This is a genomic window from Campylobacter upsaliensis (assembly GCF_900637395.1).
Taxonomy (GTDB): Bacteria; Campylobacterota; Campylobacteria; order Campylobacterales; family Campylobacteraceae; genus Campylobacter_D; species Campylobacter_D upsaliensis.
Map to the genome: position 1 here is coordinate 581,695 of NZ_LR134372.1, position 20,436 is coordinate 602,130.

Sequence of the window (20,436 nt, forward strand, 5' to 3'; positions counted from 1 at the left end):
ATGAAAAAAATAAGTTTTTTGTTTTTAATACTTTTGTTTTTAAGTGGGTGCGGAGCTAAGATAGAGCCTGTAAAAGAGGTATTTTTAAGCGAAGAGGAGCTAAAAAAAGCAAATGTAAAATCCCAGTGGTGGCAAGCCTATGAAAATGCAAATTTACAAGAATTTTTAGCCTTTGTTTTGGAAAATAATAAAGACATTAAAGTCGCTAGAACTTCGCTTTTGAGTGCTTTGGCTAGGGCGGATTTGATTGATTATGATTTATATCCTAGTTTAGCCGGCACTTTAGGCTTTAATCGAATGAAAAATTTGCACAAAGGCACTAATAATAAAGGCTATTCTAATGGCTTAAATTTGAATTATGAGCTTGATATTTATGGTAAGATTTTAGATAGTGTGAGGGCGGAGGAATTAAGAGCTAAGGCTAGTGCTTATGACTTAGCGAGTTTAAAACTAAGCGTTATTAATACAAGCTTAAATAGCGTTTTTGAATTGGCTTATTTTAATGATGTGAAAATAATGCTAGAAAATTATGTGAGCAATTTGGAAAAAATGAGTGAGCTTTATGCTCTAAAATACGAGCTTGGAAAGATAGAGAAACTTGACTTTTTAAATGTGGAGCAAAGTTTATTAAAAGCGCGTCAAAATTTGCTAACAAACGAGCAAAATCGTAATTTAATCCTTAAAAATTTACAGGATTTATTGGGTAAAAAGGAGGGCTTTTTTTATTTAAAGCATTTTGAAAAGGCAAGTTTGAAAGATTTTAAAATTTTAGAGCCTAATTTTGATATACCTCTACAAAGTTTAGCTTATCGTCCTGATGTGAGAGCAAAATTAAACGCTTTAAAGGCTGCTTTTAAGGATTATAATAGTGTCCAAAAGTCCATTTTGCCTAGCATTTCTTTAGGTGGTGCTTTAAGGGGAGAGGCTGAGGAATTTAAAGAGAGTTTTAAGCTAGAAATTCTAAGCGGTAATGTCCAAATTTCTTTGCCTTTTTTAGATTATGGTAGGGTAAGGCAAAATATCAAAATTTCGCAATTTGCCTACGAGGCTTTACTCTTTGAATATGAGCAGAACTTGCAAGGTGCTTTTAATGAATTTCATTTAGTGTTTAAGGACTATGAGAGCGATTTAAAGCTTTTGTCAAATTTAAGCTTGATTAAGGATAAACAGGAATTTATCACAAGAGCCTATTTGCAAAAATATGAGCTTGGAAAGAGTGAGTTAAAAGATTATTTAGACTCTTCAAATGCCCTTATTAACGCAGAACAAGAGCTTTTAAGAGCTAGATATAATCTTTTTGAAACCATTAATTTATATTATCAAATCACAAGTTTAAAAGGAGAAGAAAATGAATTTTAAAGAAATGCTAGAAAAACGCCACGCGTGTAAGCTTTTTGATGGTAGGAAAATCCCCGAAGAGGATTTGAGATTTATCTTAGAAAGCGGAGTTTTAGCTCCTAGCTCTCACGGCTTTGAGCCTTGGAAATTTTTTGTTTTAAAAGATAGGCAAGAAGAGCTTTCCAAACTTTGCTTTAATCAGCAAAATGTCGCTACGGCTAGTCATAATATCATTTTAGTTGCTAGAAAAGATTTACAAGAAAAAGACGCCTTTGCAAGGTCGCAAATTCGCCGTTTTAGCGGAAGTAGTGAGGAAAATTTTCAAAAAATTTTACAAATTTACACACATAAAACAAATCAAATGAGCGATAAAGAGCTTTACCATTATGCTTCTTTGCAGTGCTATTTAGCCTTAATGCAAATGAGTTTAGCTGCCATTAGTATAGGTGTAGATAGCTGTATGATAGGGGGTTTTGAAAAAGAAAAAGTTGATGCATTTTTAAAACTTAAAGAGCCTTTTGAAAGTGCTGTCATTTTGTCTTTGGGCTATAAAAAAAATGAGCCAAAATATGCTAAAATTCGCTTAAAATTTGATGAGGTGGTGGAGTATTTATGAGTTTGGAGCTTTTTAAAACAAGATATTCTTGTAGGAATTTTAAAAAAGAAACGATTGAAGATGAAATTTTGAAAGAAATTTTAGAGGTGGCTAGGCTAAGTCCTAGCTCTTTGGGGCTTGAGCCTTGGAAATTTTTAGTCATTAAGGACGCTAAAAAAAGAGAAGAATTAAGCCTCATAGCAAATCATCAAAGCCATGTAAAAAACGCTGCGGCTATTGTTATTGTCGTTTCTAGGCTTGATTTTGCGGAGTATTTTGAAGAAAAACTAAGAAAAAGAAAGATGAGCGAAGAGGAAATTCAAAAACGCATTATGCTTTATAAGCCTTTTTTGCAGAGTATGGATGAAAGAGCTAAAATAGCCTATTCAAGAGAGCAAGCACACATTGCTTTGGCTGGGATTTTATACGCCGCAAATACCCTAAATATCGCTACTTGCACCATAGGAGGCTTTGATAGTGCTAAATTAAATGCTTATTTAAATTTGGATACTAAAAAAGAGCTTTCTACCCTAATGATAGCACTTGGTTATAGTGATGATGAAGAAATTCCAGCTAAGAGTCGTTTTGAATTTGATGAAGTTGTGCGTTTTTTGGATTGAGAATTTGATGTTTTAACTCTTTATTTGCAAAAAATTTGTTAAATTTAAAAATTAAATTATGAAGGAAAATTATGAAAAAATTAGATCTAATCATCATCGGTGCTGGTCCAGCTGGTATAGGCTGTGCTGTGGAGGCAAAGCTTAAAAATAAAGAGCTTTTGCTTTTAGAAAAGACAAATTCAATTTGCCAAACCTTAGTGCAGTATTATAAAGATGGCAAACGCGTAGATAAGGCTTATAAGGGTTGCGAGGGGACAAATTATGGACATATCCCTTTTGAGGACGGCACGAAAGAAAGCACCATAGCGTGTTTTGAGGAGGCTTTAAAAACGCACAATATAGAAGTGGAGTTTAATAGCGAGGTTGAAAGCGTGAAAAAGCAAGAAAAAGGCTTCATCGTCCAAACGGCTAAAGAGGCTTATTTGTGTGATAATATCATCATAGCCATAGGGCGTATGGGTAAGCCTAATAAGCCTGATTATAAGCTTCCTATGAGCTTAACCAAGAAGATTAATTTCAATGCAAATTCTGTTGCGGGAAATGAAAAAATTCTAGTTGTTGGCGGAGGAAATTCGGCTGCTGAATATGCTGTGGATTTAGCAAATCATAATAAAATCACACTTTGCTACCGCAAAAAAGAATTTACAAGGCTTAATGATATTAACCTAAAAGATATTATGGAGGCTGGAAATTCTGGTAAGGTTGAGCTGAAACTGGGCGTGGATATTAATGAGGTGCTTGATGAAGAGGGCAAGGCTAGGGTTAATTTTAATGATAATTCTAGTGAGCTTTATGATAGGATAATTTATGCGATTGGTGGTTCAACCCCTCTTGATTTTTTACAAAAATGTGGTATCAATGTCGATGAAAAGGGTGTTCCTTTAATGGACGAAAATAAACAAAGCAATGTGAGTGGAATTTTCGTAGCCGGGGATATAGCGACTAAAAATGGTGCTAGCATAGTTACGGGTTTAAATGACGCTTTTAGAATTATGGAGCATTTAAAAGGCTAAAATTAACAATTTAGCGGAATTAAGCAAGTATAAAGGTGGCTTTAAACCTTTATATCAATACTAACCACACTCCCTGTTCCATTTACCCCAAAATGGAACACATCTTGCTTGTATTTCTTTGAATTATGAGTATCTTTAGTATCAACGATAACTCAAGCTATAGTTCTATACTTTCACAAGCAAAAGCTAGTAAAGAGAATTCTAAAATAAGTTTTGCTAATGCTTTTTTAAAACAAAATGCTAGTAAATTAAATGAAATTCAAAGTGCCAATTCACAAACTCTAATAAAAAGTGAATTTTTAGACAATAATTTAAATTCTAATTTTGACACAAACTATGGCTTATTTAGCGAATTTCAAAATACCGTTCATACTCTAAGTAAAAATAATAATAAAAAAAGTCAAAAAGCAAATAAAAACTCATAAGGACACAAGCCTTAGCTTATATCCTTTAAAAAGTCTTAAAAAGTCTTATGCAGTCTTAAACTAGCAGTATGTGATGTTGCACTTTCTCCAAAGAGGAATTTATAGCCTAAGCTTACATCTACTCCATAAGGATTTATCCACATAAAAGCTCCCCCTAATTGTGAATAGTATTTTGATGTTTCAAAATGATTGGTAAAGTTTTGACCATTGATTCTAGTTTGGGTATCTATTTCATTATTAAGATTGACCCTTACACCTCCATCAAGCTGAATAGCAACATTATCTTTTCTTTTAAACCAATTCAAACTTGCTGTTGCATAAGTGATACCATAAGTCATATCATCTAAGCTTTCTTTATAGGCTAATTTATTCCCTTTCATATCAAAGCCTTTTAACTTAGCTCCTGTATGACCTATGCCTATTTGAGGAGTGAGATATTGGCTATGATCTTGTAAGTTATAATAAATAATAGAAGCTAAAAATACTCTAGCATCATAAGCATAGTTTTTTGCATCTCCTTGAGATTTAAAACCACTTACTGGTTCTCTTTCAAGATCTGCTTTAGTATAAGAGCCTCTTATATCCACTCCACCAAAAAGTTGTCCTATATGACTTTGAGCTAGTTCTATGCTATATTTTGAACCAAGTAAGAAAGTATCACTATCAAAATTAAAGACATCATCAGCTAAATGAGTCTTATTTTTCTCTACTGCTCCATAAAGCATTAATAAGCTATTATCAAAATATGTATGTCCTCCTGCTAAGATACCAGAGCTTGTTCCATCTGCTTTTTCTGGTATATCTGCTAAGTCTGTTTTAATCTTAGAATAATAAGGACGCACAAAGATATCAAAATTTGTATCAGGTTGGGTTCTTTTATATCTTAAAGAAGCACGACTTGCTTCATTTAAGAAAGAATCAAATAATAAAGAACGACGCCCTAATTGATTAATAAAGGCTTGAGAGAATAAACCTGCCGCACCAAGATTAGCATTAAAACGGGTGTCTATGGTTTGAGTTTGTGCATTAAATTTCCCATAAAAGCCACTTTGTTTAAGATCTTGTGAAAAGTCTGCACTTTTAACATAAACATTTCCAACTCCAGTATTAGCAGCACCTGATACTGAATTAGCTAAAGAAACACTTTTACCAATTTGTGTATCCTCACTCACTAAGGCTATGGTAAGTTTATCTATGGCTACTCTTGCTTGAGTGGTATTAGCATTACTTGTGCTATCTACAAGCTTAACAGTTGCATAGGTTTCTTGTGCTGTGGTGGCTGTTCTTACTTCACCAAAATTTAAAGTAGGAGCAGCACCATTTGCTATTCTAAAGGTAGAAATTCCATTATTATAGCCTATATTCATATTATCATTAATATTAATCTTACCATTTCCACCTATTTCTATATTAGCAATTCTACCTTGCTGCATATTATTTAGTTCAAAATCACCTGAAGTAATTTTAAGATTTTCAATAGTGCCTTGTATGTTGTTTAGGGAGCCACCTTGAGTGGTAAAGAGGCTAATGTTTTGTTGAAGGTTATTAAAGCTTCCGCCTTCTTGTTTTAAAGAGCCTATCGTTCCACCTTGATAAGTAAAGCTTCCTCCTTTTTGAGTAAGAGTTTGTATAGTGCCTCCACTTTGCATTGTGTTTCCACTTTCTTGAGTGTAGGTTTGGATATTAGCACTATTATTAACATTACCATTACTATTAGTAAGATTAGTAATGTTTCCATTTCCACTATTAGTGATATGACCTCCATCATTTGTAAGGGTGGTAATCGTGCCTGTGTTAGTAATACTATCTGTGCTAGCCTTTGTTTGGATAGCTTTTGTAGTAGGGGCTGCTGTGTAGGTTAGGGAAGTGATAGTTCCTGCGTTGGTGATGTTACCATTTGTGCTAGTGATAGTGTTGATAGAGGAATTTCCCATATTATTAATATTACCATTGGTATTAGTGATAGTGCCAGTTACACTTCCTTTAGCTTTGGTAAAGGTGCCATTATCAATGGTAAGATTGGTAATGGTGCCTCCGTCTCCGTCATTGCTTATAGCATTATTATTTGCTTGATACCCTTGTTTGAATTCTCCATTTTTTATAGTAAGAGTTGCAATGGTTCCGCCTTGTTGGTAAAACTTACCACTATTTACATTTGCATTTGTTACATTTACGCCGTCATAAATTTCAGTAGAACCATTAGAATTTTGATTAAGAGTAGTTACATTGATAGTGCCGCCGTTAGCTTTTTTTAAAACTACTCTTGTAGCTTCATTATGTAATTCATCAATGGTGCTAGTGCCACCGTTAGCTTTATACTCACTTTGGGCTTTATTATCTACTTTAGCATACTTTATCGTAGTGTTATTTAACATATGGTTCGTCCAGCCGCTGTTACCTTCTCTAAAGCTATAATGGACTTGTATAGTTTTGTTGCTAAGGTCTTCATTTACATTGAGAGTTCCCTTTGTAATGAGACGCACATAAGAGGAAGAATTACTATTTATACCTACGGAACTGAGTTGTAGGGTGTGTCCATTATTTGTTCTAGCACCAGATGTTATATGTTGCCCTCTGCCACCTGCTCCCCCGGTATCGTTATAAGCTTCATATATCCAAAAATTCTGCATACTCTTACTACTATCCCTATATGTTGAGAAAAAATTATTAGGGTGGGTAGTGCCAAATCGTATGAGAGCATCAGATGGTTTTTGAGCGTTTATAGTCGTGCTTAGAGCAAGGATACAGGCTAAAGATAAAAGAGGCTTTTTAGAACTCATATGAGTTACCCCCCCCCCCCCCCCGTGAGAGAGTTAATAAGATGTTTTTTCATAACTAAATCCTTTCTAAATAAGATAAAAATTACCCTCAATTATAAAATAAAATTAACAAAAAGTAAAGATAAATTCGAAAAATCGTTTTTTTTTTTTTTTGTAAAATGTGTAAAAATGGGAGAGATGGAGTTAAAGTTCTTATCATTTTAGGCTAGGTTTAGGGTTAAGCTATCGTTTCGTTCTTATTTTAATGTGCTATATTTTTCTTATTAAAAGACTTCTTGTCAATTAAAGATTTTAAGATACATATTACAAACATTAAGAGCTGATAAAAAGGGCTAATTCATCGCTTAAGAGAAAATTTGTATTAAAATACCTCCCCTTTTCAAATTGAAGTTTTTTTGCTTTTAAAAGTAAATTTGCTCTTGCTTTTTGAGTGGGGCTTAAATCTTTTTCTTTCACACCTACAACGCTTCTAAGCCCTAAAAATAGCCGTTCTAAATTTAAATCATTGAAACTAAGCTTTTCTATTTTTCTAAAGCAAGGCTCTTTGATGTAAGCTTGCAAATTTTGATATGTGTAAAATCTTTGATTTTCATAAAAACCTACGCTACTAAGTCCAGCACCAAGGTAGTTTTTACCTTGCCAGTAGGAAAGATTGTGGCGGCAGGGTTTGTTTTTAGAAAAATTACTAATTTCATATTGTTTAAAGCCTAAATTTTCAATGCCTTTTATGAAAAAACGCATTAAATTAGGTGCATTTTTTTTATAGTGAAAAAGCTTAGAAAATGCTGTATTTTCCTCTATGCTAAGATGATAAGCACTTAAATGCTTAATAAGAGGCTTAATTTTTTCTAAATGTAAAAGCTCATATTCAAGCATTTTTTTGGTGTCTAGTTTTGTATCGTAAATCAAATCTAAATTCACATTGTTAAACCCTGCCTTTTTAGCAACTTCGAGGCTTTTTAGGATAGCTTTTTGAGAGTGGGAGCGTCCTAAAAATTTGAGTTTTTTTTCATCAAAACTTTGCGCACCAAAAGAAAGGCGGTTGATGCCTAGTTCCTTCATAGCTTTAAGCCAGTTAAAATTGCTTGAATTTGGGTTTGCTTCGCAGCTGATTTCGGCTTTTTCTTTTAAAAAAGGCGTTAGGACTTGAAAAAGCTTTTCATAATATTTTGCCTCCACAACGCTTGGCGTTCCACCGCCTATAAAAAGCGTTTTGATAGAGTTTTTGCTAAGATTAAATTGAGAAATTTGAAATTTGATATCTTTTATCAAAGCGTTAAAATATGCTTCTTCATAGTCTTTCTTTTTTAAAGAGGTAAAGGAGCAGTAGTGGCACTTGCTTTCGCAAAAAGGGATATGGATGTAAAAATGCATTAAAACTTTCAAATTTGATTTTTTATTTTCTAATTGTAATTTATTTTTGTTAAAATTCAATTTTTAAGGAAAATGTGTGCAAAAATCTAAAAAATATCGTCCTAATGTCGCTGCAATTGTCCTTTCTCCTGCTTATCCTTTTGAGTGTAGGCTTTTTGTGGGAAAAAGAAGTGATATGGAGGATATTTGGCAATTTCCACAAGGTGGCATTGATGAGGGAGAGAACGCAAAAGAGGCTTTATTTAGGGAGCTTAAAGAGGAGATAGGCACGAAGGAGCTTGAGCTTATAGCAGAGTATCCTAAGTGGCTAAGTTACGACTTTCCTAGTAAGGTCGCTTCTAAGATGTATCCTTATGATGGGCAAATTCAAAAATATTTTTTAGTGCGTTTAAAGCCAAGTGCTAAGATTGATTTAAATACCAAGCACCCTGAATTTGATGATTATCGTTTTGTGAGTAAAAAGGAGCTTTTTGAGCTGGTTAATCATTTTAAAAAGGGGATTTATGTGAAGGTGATTAAATATTTTGAGGAGAAAGGTTATATCTAATGCTAATAGTTCAAAAATATGGCGGAACGAGCGTTGGGGATTTAGAGCGCATTAAGGCTGTGGCTTTGCGTGTGATAGAGAGCGTAAAGGCTGGAAATGAGCTTGTAGTCGTTGTCTCTGCTATGAGTGGGGTTACAAATTCTCTCATCGAGCAAGCCGAGTATTTTAGTAAAAATCCTAATGGTGCGGATATGGATATGCTTTTAAGCAGTGGGGAGAGGGTTACTTCGGCACTTTTATCCATAGCTTTAAATGAGCTAGGGTATAAGGCTGTTTCTTTTTCTGGGAGGAAGGCGGGCATTATCACAAATAGCGTTTTTACTAAGGCTAGAATTAAGCACATTGATACAAGTGCGATAAAAGCAGCCCTAAAAGAAGGGAAAATCGTCATCATCGCTGGTTTTCAAGGAGTTGATGAGGAGGGTAATGTAACAACTTTAGGACGCGGGGGAAGCGATTTAAGTGCGGTGGCTGTGGCGGGAGCTTTGAGTGCTGATTTGTGTGAAATTTATACTGATGTTGATGGGGTTTATACGACTGATCCTCGCATAGAGCCTAAGGCTAAAAAGCTTGATAAAATTTCATACGAGGAGATGTTAGAGCTTGCTAGTTTGGGTGCGAAAGTCTTGCAAAATCGCTCTGTGGAGCTTGCTAAAAAATTAAATGTCAATTTAGTTACAAGAAGTAGTTTTAATAACAATGAGGGAACAATGATAACAAAAGAAGATGGAATGGAACAAGCCTTAGTTAGTGGCATAGCACTAGATAAAAATCAAGCAAGAATCACTTTAAGAAATATCGAGGATAAACCAGGCATTGCGGCTGAGATTTTTTCAAGTCTTGCTAGGGCAAACATTAATGTTGATATGATTATTCAAAATGTCGGCACAAATGGTGCGACAAATTTGGGCTTTACCGTGCCTGAAAATGAACTTGACCAAGCTAAAAATACGATGAAAGAGGTTTTAGGCAATCAAGTATTGTTAGAAAGCGATAGTGCTGTGGTAAAAGTTTCTGTCGTGGGTGTGGGTATGAAGTCGCACTCTGGCGTGGCTTCTACGGCGTTTAAGGCTTTAGCAAATGAGGGGATTAATATAGGTATGATCTCCACAAGTGAGATTAAAATTTCAATGATAGTGCATGAAAAATATGGAGAATTAGCCGTTCGTGCTTTGCATGAGGTTTATGGACTCGATAAATGAGCGATTTTTTAAGCTGGAGTTTAGAAAATATAAGAAGTGGCGGTGCTTCTATGGCGTGGATGGAAAGTCGCCGTTTGGAGTGGTCGCCTTTGGTCGCTTCAAGACTTAAATATTTGCTAGAGGGCAGGGCTTTTATTTTAATTTGCGATGAGGCAAGAAGCTGGTATGAGCATTATTTTTTTCAGCACATTAATGCAAATCGTGCGCGTCCTTTGCTGCCTTTTTTTTCGCTTAAGTCTTTTTTATTTGAGCGTAAAATTCAAAATAATGAAGATATTATCTTACTCAACGATATGTTAGAAATCGCCTTTCCAAATGGCTTTGTTTATTTTTACATTGGCACGGCAAGGGACAAAAGGTCTCTTATCGCAAGGTCTAAAAATGATAGCCTTTTGTGGCTTTTTGATGAGCAATTACAAAATAGCTTTTATTTAGATTCTAACGATAGAGATTTGGATTTTAAGCTTATCAGTCTTTATAAGCTTTTTGACAAGAGCTTAGATGCGATTTTGTTTTCTAAAGTTAGCCTTTAATGTTTATTAGCAAAATTTTAATTAGCGATGATTTTGAGGGCGTGAGGGAGGAATTGATCGCCGAATTTGGCATTAATACTTTAAGATTTATCCCTAAAAATGTGCCAAATGAATTTTTATTAGAAGATGCAAGAGCGGTGGAAAAAGAAAGCTATATTGCAGAAAGTAGTGAAAAAATCATTGTTTTAATGGCATATTCTTTTCGCCACGAAGCACAAAATTTCTTGCTTAAGCTTCTTGAAGAGCCACCTAAAAATATTAAATTTCTCATCGTTGTTCCTTCTAAAAATTTGCTTTTACCTACGATAAAATCGCGACTTATTTGCGAAAAAAGAAAAGGAAAAAAAGAAGAGGTGAAATTAAATTTAGAGCTTGAAAAACTTGACTTAAAAGCCCTTTATGAATTTTTAAAAGAAAATGAAAGTTTAGACAAAAACGCCTTGAGTGAGCTTATCATCAAGCTTAGTAAGGAAAGTCTTAAAATAAAAGCTTTTGATGAAAAGGAGCTGGAGTTTTTTTATGAGGCTTATGAGCTTAGCAAACTCAATTCTAAGGCACAAATTTTATTAGCCACGCTTTTGCTTAATTTATATGAAAAGAATATGAAATGAATTGCATTAAACTCAATATAAATAGCGATTTTGAGAGAATTTGCACCCTTATTAAACCGCATAAAATGGGACAGAAGATCATGCAAGAAAAGGCAAATTTACATTTTATTTTTATAGAAAATATCTCCTCTCCTGCGGCAAATATTTTAAAGCAAGATGCCCTAAGTATAGGGGCTGAATTGGTTACAAATGAAGAAATTATCATAAAACAAAAGTATTCAAATGCCCTTTTAATCGCCACTAAAAAGCAAATTTTAAGCCTAATTGCAAAAGAAAAAAAGCAAGATTTTAAGCTTAAAATTTTGGCGAATTTTTTGCAAAAAGAATTCATCAAGCCTAAAAGCGTGAATTTGATGGCGATTTTAAACATTAATGAAGATAGTTTTAATCCTAGTAGCCGTGTAAGTGAAAAGGACTTTGAAGCAAGGCTTAACGCACTTTTAAAATTAAAGCCCGAATTTATCGATATAGGTGCGGTCAGTTCAAGACCGGGGAGTTTTTATTGTGGGAGGGAGGAGGAATTTACGCGTCTTAAAAATTGCCTTGATTTAATTTATGCGAAAAATTATCACACAAAGACTATTTTTAGTTTAGATAGCTTTGATGAATACTGCCTTGAATATGCCTTAAATAAGGGCTTTAGATTGATTAATGACATTACAGGGCTTAGAAATGAAAATTTAGCTAAATTAGCAAAAAAATATGACGCTTTTTATTGTCTTATGCATATGCAAAATGAACCGCACAATATGCAAGAAAATCCAAATTATGAAAATCTTATCCTAGAGCTTGAGCGTTTTTTTGCTTCAAAGCTTGAAATTTTAGAGACTTATGGAGTTAAAAAAAGCATTTTAGATATAGGCTTTGGCTTTGGTAAAAGTGCGGAGCATAATATGATTTTACTCAAAAATTTGGAGCATTTTTTGCAGTTTAACAAACCTTTGCTTGTAGGTGCAAGTCGCAAAAGCACGATTAATTTTTATTTTGAAAGTGAAGTTGAGAAGCGTTTGGCTGGGAGTTTATATTTACACTTAAAGGCTTATGAAAATGGGGCTAGTATTATAAGAACGCACGATTTATACGAGCATAAGCAGCTTTTTGCACTTCATAAGGCTTATGAGGAGGTGGTGCTGTGAGTGAATATTTAAAAAAAGTTGCGTTGGCAAATTTATGGATGAGGGCTTATTATGAAGAAGATGAGCCTTTAGCTAGTGATGAGGAGTATGACCTTTTAATAAGAGAAATAAGAGCCTTTGAGGAGCAAAATCCAAAATTAATTTCAAAAGACTCCCCCACACAAAAAATCGCCCCTACCATACAAAGTAAATTTAAAAAAAGTAGGCATTTAAGTAAAATGTGGTCTATGGAGGATGTGTTTGATGAAGAGGAGCTTAGGGCGTGGGCGAAAAGGGCTAAGTGCGAAGATGGCTTTTTCATCGAGCCTAAGTTTGATGGGGCTAGTTTAAATTTACTTTATCAAAAGGGTCGTTTAGTGAGTGCGGCGACTAGAGGAGATGGCGAGATAGGCGAGGATGTAACGCTCAATGTCAAAGAGATAGCAAATATCCCGCAAATAATTAATTATGAGGGCGAGATAGAAATTCGCGGCGAGGTTGTGATTTTAAAAGAAGATTTTGAAAGGCTTAATGAAAAAAGAGCGAAAGAAAATCTTAGCCTTTTTGCAAATCCTAGAAACGCAGCAAGTGGAAGTTTAAGGCAGCTTGATACAAGTATTACTAAAGAAAGAAATTTGAAATTTTATCCTTGGGGCGTGGGAGAGCATACTTTAGCTTTTACAAAACATAGTGAGCTTATGCACTTTATTAGAGAACTTGGCTTTTTAAAAGATGAATTTGTAAGAGTTTGTAAAAACTTAGATGAGGTTTTGACGCATTATAAGGAGCTTTTATCTTTAAGAGATTTAAAACCTATGATGATGGATGGTATGGTTGTAAGGGTCGATGATATAGCACTTTGCAAGGAGCTTGGCTACACGATAAAATATCCTAAATTTATGGCAGCTTTTAAATTCCCTGCCCTTGAAAAAAGCACGCGTTTAGTGGGAGTGAGCTTGCAAGTGGGGCGTAGTGGGGTGGTAACTCCTGTGGCAGTTTTAAAGCCTGTGAATTTAGACGGGGTCGTGGTGAAATCAGCCTCCTTGCATAATTTTGACGAGATAGAAAGGCTTAATTTGCGTCTTAATGACTTTGTAAGCGTTATAAGAAGTGGCGATGTGATCCCTAAAATCACTAAGGTTTTTAAAGATAGAAGGGGGGAAAACGCCCTTAAAATAGAACGCCCTAAGCTTTGTCCAGTGTGCGAAAGTGAGCTTTTAGATGAGGGGGCTTTGATTAAGTGTCAAAATTTAGATTGTAAAGCGAGGCTTGTTAATTCCATTATTTATTTTGTCTCTAAAAAATGTCTTAATATAGACGGACTTGGAGAGAGCATCGTAGAGCTTTTATATGAAAAGCAAAAAATCACTTCCATTGAGAGTATCTTTCGCCTTAAATTTCAAGATTTTGAGGGACTTGAGGGCTTTAAAGAAAAGAAAATCACTAAACTTTTAAATGCCATAGAAAGTGCGAAAATCTGTCCTCTTTATCGCTTCATTACCGCACTTGGTATTGAGCATATAGGCGAGGTAGCGGCAAAAAAATTGGCTTTAAGTTTTGATAAAGAGTGGTATCAAAAAAGTTTTGAAGAATATAAAAATTTGGAGGGTTTTGGCGAACAAATGGCTTTAAGCTTGGTAGAATTTACAAGGGTTAATCAAGCTAGAATTGAAGCTTTTTATAAGCTTTTAAATTTAGAAAATGAAAAGCAAGAAATATCTACACAAAGCCCATTTTATGAAAAAACCTTTGTTATCACAGGCACACTTTCACGCCCTAGAGACGAATTTAAGGCACTTGTAGAAAGGCTTGGAGGCAAGGTAAGCTCCTCTGTGTCAAAAAAAACGGATTTTGTGCTTTTTGGCGAAGAGGCTGGCTCTAAGTTAGAGAAGGCAAGAGAGCTGGGAGTGAAGTGCATTGATGAAATTCAGTTTAATGCTTTGGTTAAGATATGAGATATGATATTTTTGTCGCAAAACGCCTTAAAATCAGTAGAAATAAGGCACTTGAATTAATAGAAAATAAAAAAATCACTTTAAATGGAAATTTTTTAAAACCTTCTTTTGAGCTTGATGAGACAAATGGGGAGCTAAATTTAGAGCTTTTGAGCGAAATTTATGTCAGTCGTGCAGCACTAAAGCTTAAGGGCTTTTTGGCACAATTATCTTTAGGACTTGAGGGCTTAAATTGCCTTGATATAGGCTCTAGCACGGGAGGCTTTGTGCAAGTTTTATTAGAAAAGGGAGTTAAAAATATCGTAGCACTTGATGTAGGTAATAATCAGCTTCATCAAAGCTTAAGGCACGATGCGAGAGTTAAAAGCCTTGAGGGTGTGGATTTAAGAGAATTTAAGAGCGAGGAAAAATTTGATTTAATCACTTGTGATGTGAGCTTTATCTCGCTTTTAAATTTACTCTCTTATATCGATAGCTTGGCTAAGAGAGATATTATCTTGCTTTTTAAACCACAATTTGAAGTAGGAAAGGAAGCAAAACGCGATAAAAAAGGTGTTTTAAAAGATGAAAAAAGTGTGAAAAGAGCAAGGATAAATTTTGAAAAAGCTTGTTTTTCTCATGCTTGGCTTTTGGAAAAATGTGAAATTTCAAGCCTTAAGGGAAAGGAGGGTAATGATGAGTTTTTTTACTATTTTAGAAAAAAATGAGGTCAAAACCCTTGCCATAGGCTGTTTTGATGGGATTCATTTGGGGCATTTAGAACTCATTAAAAGATTAGATTTAAATGGAGCTTTGCTTGTCATTAATAAATTTAAAGGCGAAATTTTAAGCGATTTTAAACAAAAGCAAGAATTAAGCAAAAGGGCTATTTTTACACTTGAATTTGAGAAGATACGCCATTTAAAAGCGCAAGATTTTTTACATTTATTAAGGCAAGAATTTAAATTTTTAGAACATATTGTGGTGGGTTATGACTTTGTTTTTGGGCATAATAAAGAAGCTAAAGCTTTTGATATAGAAAGATTAAGTGGGATTAAAACAAGTATTGTGCCAGAATTTAAACTTGATGGTTTGAGTGTGCATGCGAGTTTGATTAAGGATTTTTTAGCGAGGGGTGAGGTGAAAAAAGCTGAGCGTTTTTTAGGACGCAAATATAGCATTAAAGCAAGGGTTATTAGGGGTCAAGGACTTGGTAAAAAAGAGCTTTTTGCTACGCTTAATTTAGAAAATTTAGATTATTTTTTACCCAAAAATGGCGTGTATGCAAGTATGATAAAGATAGGGCAAAAATGCTTCAAAAGCGTGAGTTTTTTGGGTGTGAGAAGCACAGATTTAGCCTTTAGTATAGAAACGCATATTATAGAGGAATTTCAAAAAGAAGTGCGAGTAGGCGAGGAAGTGGAGCTTTTTTTTGTAGAATTTTTAAGAGAAAATGAGAAATTTAGCGATTTAAAAGCTTTAAAAGAAAAAATTAAACAAGATATAGAGCAAGCAAAGGAAATATTAAGCGATGAAAGATGAACTTTTTAAGCAAAATCCTAAAAAGCAATTTGAATTTGATGCAAGTGTGGCGAGCGTTTTTGACGATATGATAGAGCGTTCTGTGCCTTTTTATAAGGAAAATCTGGAGCTTGGTGTAAAAATTTTAAGCAAATTTTTAAAAAAAGAGGCGAGGCTTTGTGATTTGGGCTGTTCGAGTGCGAATTTTTTACTGAAATTTTTTGAGTTAAGAAAAGATGTAGAGCTAAGTGGCGTAGATAATTCTAAGGCTATGATAGAACTTGCTAGGCATAAGGCTAAGGCTTTTGGGGCGGAGATAAAATTTTATGAGCAAAGTTTGGATTTGTGGGAATTTGAGGAAAATGATGCCTTTGTGGCAAATTACACATTACAATTTATTAGACCGCCTAAAAGAGAGGATTTGTTGCGTCAAATTTATGTGAATTTAAAAGAAAATGGCGTGTTTTTAATGAGTGAGAAAATCCTTTACGAAGAGCCATTTTTAGCTAAAAATATGATAGAAATTTATGCAGAATATAAGCAAACGCAGGGTTATTCTCTCTTTGAAATCGCGGCAAAAAGGGAGGCTTTGGAAAATGTCCTTGTGCCTTACACAGAAAAAGAAAATATAGCCTTACTTGAAAAGGTGGGCTTTAAAAGGGTGCAAAGTATCTTTAAATGGGCGAATTTTGAGACTTTTTTAGCTTTCAAATAAGCTTTTATTCCAGCTTTTAATTTCCTCAAGCCACCTTAAATCCAGCCTTTTCTTAGGTAAAATCACCGCATTTTCCTTACCATTTGTCGCGTGATAAACGCTTACGCCGTATTTGTTGGCGTAAAATTGCATTAAAAGTTTTTGAAGCTTATATTCGCTTGAGTGCTTAAACCAAGCATTGTTTGAAAGAGCGATGATGATTTTTGAGTTTTTATAATTTTGCTCCTTAGTTGCTTCATAACAGATGGCATTTGTGATTAAGACATCGTTAAGCTTATATTGACTTTGCACGGGACCTCTTGTAAATTCTTCCATATTAGGTAAGAAATATTTTTTAACAAGCTCTTTAAAAAATGGTATCTCCTCTCCAAAAGGCACGAGAAAATGCTTGTTGAAAATGTAGCTTTTGCCCTGTCTAAAGACATAAGTGCTATTGTAAGTTTTTTCATCTTTAGTGTAAAAAGCCCCTGTTATGATGATGATTTTATGAGAGAGTTCTTTTAAAAATTCTTCGTATTTTGTGCCTTGAAGATTAAATGCAAAGGCTGTTTCTGGTAGGATAACTAATTCTTTTTTTTCTAAAATAGCACGAGAAATTTCACTTAAGAGAGTGTTGGAATTTAAAATAAGCTTTTCTTGTAGAAATTTTTGATCTTGAGAAATGTTTGTGTTAATAAGTTTGTAAGAAAAAGGTAAAGTTGTAGCTGTTTTTTCCTCGTAGTGAAAACCTGTAAAAAATAAAATTAACACAATGGCTATTTTATAATACCTTGAAATATAACCCTCATAAATAAAATAAGCAATTAAAAATAAACAAATAATCCCACGCAAAGAGCTATCAAAAAAGCCATAAGTTGTATAAATTCCCCACTCAAGCCAGTCAAAACCAAGCGGATGGATAAAACTAAGGGCAAAAATCGCACAAAGTCTTAAAAAATCAAATTTAAAAAGAAAACAAATTCTAAAAAGCACCCCATAAACAAGCCCCATTATAAGAGCAATCACAGGCACCAAATAATTTAAATTAAAATAAATCGCCGAAAGCCCTACCCACCAAAACCAAAAAAGCCCCATCAAAAAACCTGTCCAAAAATAGCCCTTTGCACTTTTTGTTCGTAAAAGTAAAATGAGCCCCCAAATAGCTAAAAATGGACTTAAAGTTTCTAAAAAGATATTTTCAAAAAAGGAAAAATAGATAGGATTTGAGAGTAAAAAAGCACAAAAAAAAGTTTTTATTATTTTAAAAATGGTAGAATTAGGGTCAAATTTTTTAGAAAAAGGAAAAAAATATGGCAGAAAATTCAATCTTAACTTCATTGTTACCTCTAATCGTTCTTTTTGCGATTTTTTATTTTTTAGTCATAAGACCCCAGCAAAAACAAGCAAAAGCACATAAGCAAATGCTTGAATCCCTACAAAAAGGTGATAAAATCATCACTAATGGAGGACTGATTTGCGAGGTGATAAAACCTGAGGAGGATTTTATCAAAGTTAAGCTTAATGAAGAAAACATTACAGCAAGAATTTCGCGAGAATTTGTAGCAAAGAAAATTAATGAGTAATGTGAAAATCACTTATCGTTTGCTTGTTTTCATTGCGGTTTTTATTTTTGGTATAGCGTTTTCTTTGCCGTCTTTTTTGCAGTCTGAGCGTGGAGCAAAGATTAATTTAGGTCTTGATTTGCAAGGCGGACTTTATATGCTTTTAGGCGTAGATAATAAAGAGGCGATAAAATCTAAAATGAAATCAGTCGCCTCTTCGCTTCATTATTCTATTAATAAAGAAAACATACTCATAGACCAGCTCATCGTCAAAGATGAAGGCTTGGAATTTAGCCTCTTAGACGAGGGCGATATGACAAAAATGCAAGCCTTACTTGATGAAATCAAGGGCTTAAATGTCCAAAAAGACAATTTGCATTTTGCAGTATCTTTTACGCAAGAAGAACTTAAAAATATCGAAAATTTCGCTCTTTTGCAAGCTGTTGAGACGATTAGAAACCGCCTTGATGAATTTGGCTTGGCTGAGCCTACCGTAGCTAAACAAGGAGAGGATAAAATTCTCGTTGAATTAGCAGGGATTAAAACAAAAGAAGATGAGCTTAGAGCTAAGGAGAGGATTACAAAAGCTGCACATTTGCAATTAATGGAGGTTGATGAGTCTAAAATGTCTAAAGCTTTCGCGATGAGTGAAGCAGAAGCCGCTAGTTACGGGCTTGTTGTGATGAGCGATTCGCGTAATGAAAATCTTAAATACACCCTTAAAAATATCCCTATTTTAGACGGCTCTATGCTTACAGACGCTAGAGTTGGCTTTAGTGATACTAGCACTTATCCTGTGATTAATTTTACCTTAAATAGCGAGGGTGCTAAGAAATTTGCAGACTATACGGGGGCAAATGTCGGCAAACGCCTTGCCATAGTGCTTGATAATAAGGTCTATTCGGCTCCGTCCATTAATGAACGCATAGGTGGGGGTAGTGGGCAAATAAGTGGTGCTTTTACTCAAGAAGAAGCTCGCGATGTGGCTGTGGCTTTAAGAAGTGGGGCTTTGCTAGCTCCTGTGAAACTTTTGGAGCAAAGAAGTATAGGTCCATCTTTAGGAGCTGATAGTATTAAAATGAGTATGATAGCTCTCATCGGTGCTTCCGTGTTTATCATCGTTTTTATGATGCTTTATTATGGTGTGGCAGGGGTGTTTGCAAACATTGCTATGCTTGTAAATGTTCTTGTTGTCGTGGCTGTAATGGCGATGTTTGGAGCGACTTTAACCCTGCCCGGTATGGCTGGACTTGTGCTAACTGTGGGTATGGCTGTGGATGCTAATGTGATTATTAATGAACGCATTAGAGAGCTTTTACGCGATGGGGTAAAAATCCGTGCTAGTGTAGAGCAAGGTTATAAAAATGCTATGAGTGCGATTATTGATGCGAATATCACTTCTTTAGTAACTTCTGTCGCACTTTATGCTTATGGCACAGGTGCGGTGAAGGGCTTTGCTGTAACGCTTGGTATAGGTATTGTTGTGAGTATGATAACGGCGATTTGGGGAACACACGGAATGTTTGATTATTTTATGAATAAAATGGAAAAAAGCAATAATACAAGATTTTGGTTTGGCTACAAAAGGAAAATTTAATGCAATTTTTTAGTGAAAAAAAGATTTATGATTTTATGAAAATGCGTTTTGCGGCGATTTCTCTTTCTTTTATTTTATTTTTTGGTTCAATTTATTTGCTTTTTGAAAGGGGTTTGCAATTTGGCATTGATTTTAGTGGAGGGACTTTGGTGCAGCTTCGTTATGAAAATGCCGCTCCTATCCCTCAAATTAGAGAAATTTTAAGTCAAAGTGGGCAGTTTCAAAATCTAAGCGTTACGGAATTTGGAAGTGCGGAAGAAATCACTATAAGATTTCTAGGAAGCAATGAGAACTTAGGCGATGATACGGGTTCTTATATCTCCTCTTTATTAAAAGATACGGGAAAATTTGAATTAAGACGCGTTGATGTGGTGGGTCCTAAGGTGGGCGATGAGCTTAGAAATAAGGGCTTAATGGCATTGGCAGTATCTTTGGTGGCTATACTGATTTATATTGCGTTTCGTTTTGAGTGGCGTTTTGCTATTGCGGCGATTATCAGTGAAATTCACGATGTGGTAATTACACTTGGAGCGATTTGCTTGTTTAAAATTGATGTAAATTTAGACACGCTTGCTGCGATTTTAACTGTGCTTGGTTACTCGCTTAATGATACTATTATCATTTTTGACCGCATTAGAGATGGCATTAAAACAAGTAAGAAAAATGAACTTGCGCCTATTATTAATGAAAGTGTTTCGGCTACGCTTTCACGCACCATTTTAACTTCTGGACTTACCATAGCCACGGTTGTGATTTTATATTTCTTTGGTGGGTCGATGATAGAGGGCTTTTCTTTAGCCTTGCTTGTGGGCTTAGTGGCTGGGACTTTTAGCTCTGTTTTTGTGGCAAGTCCTACTTTGATGTGGTTTAAATTTAGCGTAGAGCATTTTAAAATGAAAGAATTAGAAAAACTTAAAAGAAAGCAGGAAAAAGAAAAAAACCGTGCTATGTATGAAAAAGGGACGATTTAAGGAG

Annotated in this window: 19 protein-coding genes and 1 pseudogene; 17 read left to right on the forward strand and 3 right to left on the reverse strand. The window is 34.7% G+C overall.

What is annotated here, in order from left to right; translation table 11 throughout:
* The 5 genes and pseudogenes from EL158_RS02915 to EL158_RS02935 all read left to right on the forward strand — a co-directional run.
* Positions 1-1,359, forward strand: coding sequence for a TolC family protein (locus EL158_RS02915; RefSeq protein ID WP_027304767.1), 1,359 nt, complete (start codon positions 1-3; stop codon positions 1,357-1,359).
* A complete protein-coding gene (locus EL158_RS02920) occupies positions 1,349-1,954 on the forward strand; it encodes an NAD(P)H-dependent oxidoreductase (RefSeq protein WP_027304766.1) in 606 nt (201 codons plus the stop codon). Before EL158_RS02915 ends, EL158_RS02920 begins: the two co-directional genes overlap by 11 nt.
* Positions 1,951-2,553 carry a nitroreductase family protein gene (locus EL158_RS02925; protein WP_027304765.1) on the forward strand — a complete coding sequence of 201 codons (603 nt, stop codon included), beginning with the start codon at positions 1,951-1,953 and terminating at the stop codon, positions 2,551-2,553. The genes EL158_RS02920 and EL158_RS02925 overlap by 4 nt, the downstream gene beginning before the upstream one ends.
* A gap of 71 nt (positions 2,554-2,624) precedes the next feature.
* Entirely contained in the window at positions 2,625-3,566 is a 942-nt protein-coding gene (locus tag EL158_RS02930; RefSeq protein ID WP_027304764.1) for an NAD(P)-binding domain-containing protein, read from the forward strand.
* Between the two features lie 125 nt (positions 3,567-3,691).
* Positions 3,692-3,943, forward strand: a pseudogene (locus tag EL158_RS02935) (Cj0814 family flagellar-dependent secreted protein); the annotation flags it as partial.
* 83 nt (positions 3,944-4,026) lie between these two features.
* On the opposite strand, the gene EL158_RS02940 reads toward EL158_RS02935, so the two are convergent.
* Positions 4,027-6,771 (reverse strand): autotransporter outer membrane beta-barrel domain-containing protein, encoded by a 2,745-nt coding sequence (locus EL158_RS02940; protein WP_126361477.1) that lies wholly within the window; start codon positions 6,769-6,771, stop codon positions 4,027-4,029.
* A 312-nt stretch (positions 6,772-7,083) separates the two neighbouring features.
* Positions 7,084-8,145, reverse strand: coding sequence for a radical SAM family heme chaperone HemW (gene hemW, locus EL158_RS02945; protein ID WP_027304345.1), 1,062 nt, complete (start codon positions 8,143-8,145; stop codon positions 7,084-7,086).
* A 76-nt stretch (positions 8,146-8,221) separates the two neighbouring features.
* On the opposite strand from hemW, the gene EL158_RS02950 reads away from it, so the two are divergent.
* The 9 genes from EL158_RS02950 to cmoA are packed head-to-tail and all read left to right on the forward strand — an operon-like array spanning position 8,222 to position 16,323.
* Positions 8,222-8,692 (forward strand): RNA pyrophosphohydrolase, encoded by a 471-nt coding sequence (locus EL158_RS02950; RefSeq protein WP_027304344.1) that lies wholly within the window; start codon positions 8,222-8,224, stop codon positions 8,690-8,692.
* Positions 8,692-9,894 carry an aspartate kinase gene (locus EL158_RS02955; RefSeq protein ID WP_027304343.1) on the forward strand — a complete coding sequence of 401 codons (1,203 nt, stop codon included), beginning with the start codon at positions 8,692-8,694 and terminating at the stop codon, positions 9,892-9,894. Before EL158_RS02950 ends, EL158_RS02955 begins: the two co-directional genes overlap by 1 nt.
* Positions 9,891-10,427 carry a HobA family DNA replication regulator gene (locus EL158_RS02960; protein ID WP_027304342.1) on the forward strand — a complete coding sequence of 179 codons (537 nt, stop codon included), beginning with the start codon at positions 9,891-9,893 and terminating at the stop codon, positions 10,425-10,427. Before EL158_RS02955 ends, EL158_RS02960 begins: the two co-directional genes overlap by 4 nt.
* Positions 10,427-11,038, forward strand: coding sequence for a DNA polymerase III subunit delta' (locus EL158_RS02965; RefSeq protein ID WP_027304341.1), 612 nt, complete (start codon positions 10,427-10,429; stop codon positions 11,036-11,038). The genes EL158_RS02960 and EL158_RS02965 overlap by 1 nt, the downstream gene beginning before the upstream one ends.
* Positions 11,035-12,174, forward strand: a complete 1,140-nt coding sequence (gene folP / locus EL158_RS02970; RefSeq protein ID WP_027304340.1) for a dihydropteroate synthase — start codon at positions 11,035-11,037, stop codon at positions 12,172-12,174. Before EL158_RS02965 ends, folP begins: the two co-directional genes overlap by 4 nt.
* Positions 12,171-14,108: an NAD-dependent DNA ligase LigA gene (gene ligA, locus EL158_RS02975; RefSeq protein ID WP_027304339.1), complete on the forward strand. Its 1,938-nt coding sequence runs from the start codon at positions 12,171-12,173 to the stop codon at positions 14,106-14,108. The genes folP and ligA overlap by 4 nt, the downstream gene beginning before the upstream one ends.
* Positions 14,105-14,815, forward strand: a complete 711-nt coding sequence (tlyA, locus tag EL158_RS02980) for a 23S rRNA (cytidine-2'-O)-methyltransferase TlyA (protein WP_027304338.1) — start codon at positions 14,105-14,107, stop codon at positions 14,813-14,815. The genes ligA and tlyA overlap by 4 nt, the downstream gene beginning before the upstream one ends.
* The gene (locus tag EL158_RS02985; RefSeq protein ID WP_027304337.1) at positions 14,784-15,629 is read left to right on the forward strand and encodes a bifunctional riboflavin kinase/FAD synthetase; all 846 of its coding nucleotides are present in this window, start codon (positions 14,784-14,786) and stop codon (positions 15,627-15,629) included. Before tlyA ends, EL158_RS02985 begins: the two co-directional genes overlap by 32 nt.
* Positions 15,619-16,323 carry a carboxy-S-adenosyl-L-methionine synthase CmoA gene (cmoA, locus tag EL158_RS02990; protein ID WP_027304336.1) on the forward strand — a complete coding sequence of 235 codons (705 nt, stop codon included), beginning with the start codon at positions 15,619-15,621 and terminating at the stop codon, positions 16,321-16,323. The genes EL158_RS02985 and cmoA overlap by 11 nt, the downstream gene beginning before the upstream one ends.
* Here cmoA and EL158_RS02995 read toward each other — a convergent pair.
* Entirely contained in the window at positions 16,309-17,640 is a 1,332-nt protein-coding gene (locus tag EL158_RS02995; protein WP_027304335.1) for an apolipoprotein N-acyltransferase, read from the reverse strand. The two genes, cmoA and EL158_RS02995, sit on opposite strands and share 15 nt — an antisense overlap.
* Between EL158_RS02995 and yajC the strand changes: the two genes are divergently transcribed.
* The 3 genes from yajC to secF are packed head-to-tail and all read left to right on the forward strand — an operon-like array spanning position 17,613 to position 20,432.
* Positions 17,613-17,885, forward strand: coding sequence for a preprotein translocase subunit YajC (gene yajC / locus EL158_RS03000; RefSeq protein ID WP_004274788.1), 273 nt, complete (start codon positions 17,613-17,615; stop codon positions 17,883-17,885). The genes EL158_RS02995 and yajC overlap by 28 nt on opposite strands.
* Positions 17,878-19,461 (forward strand): protein translocase subunit SecD, encoded by a 1,584-nt coding sequence (gene secD, locus EL158_RS03005; protein ID WP_027304334.1) that lies wholly within the window; start codon positions 17,878-17,880, stop codon positions 19,459-19,461. The genes yajC and secD overlap by 8 nt, the downstream gene beginning before the upstream one ends.
* Complete coding sequence (gene secF, locus EL158_RS03010; RefSeq protein WP_027304333.1) at positions 19,461-20,432, forward strand: protein translocase subunit SecF; 972 nt, start codon at positions 19,461-19,463, stop codon at positions 20,430-20,432. Before secD ends, secF begins: the two co-directional genes overlap by 1 nt.
* Positions 20,433-20,436: the final 4 nt, after the last annotated feature.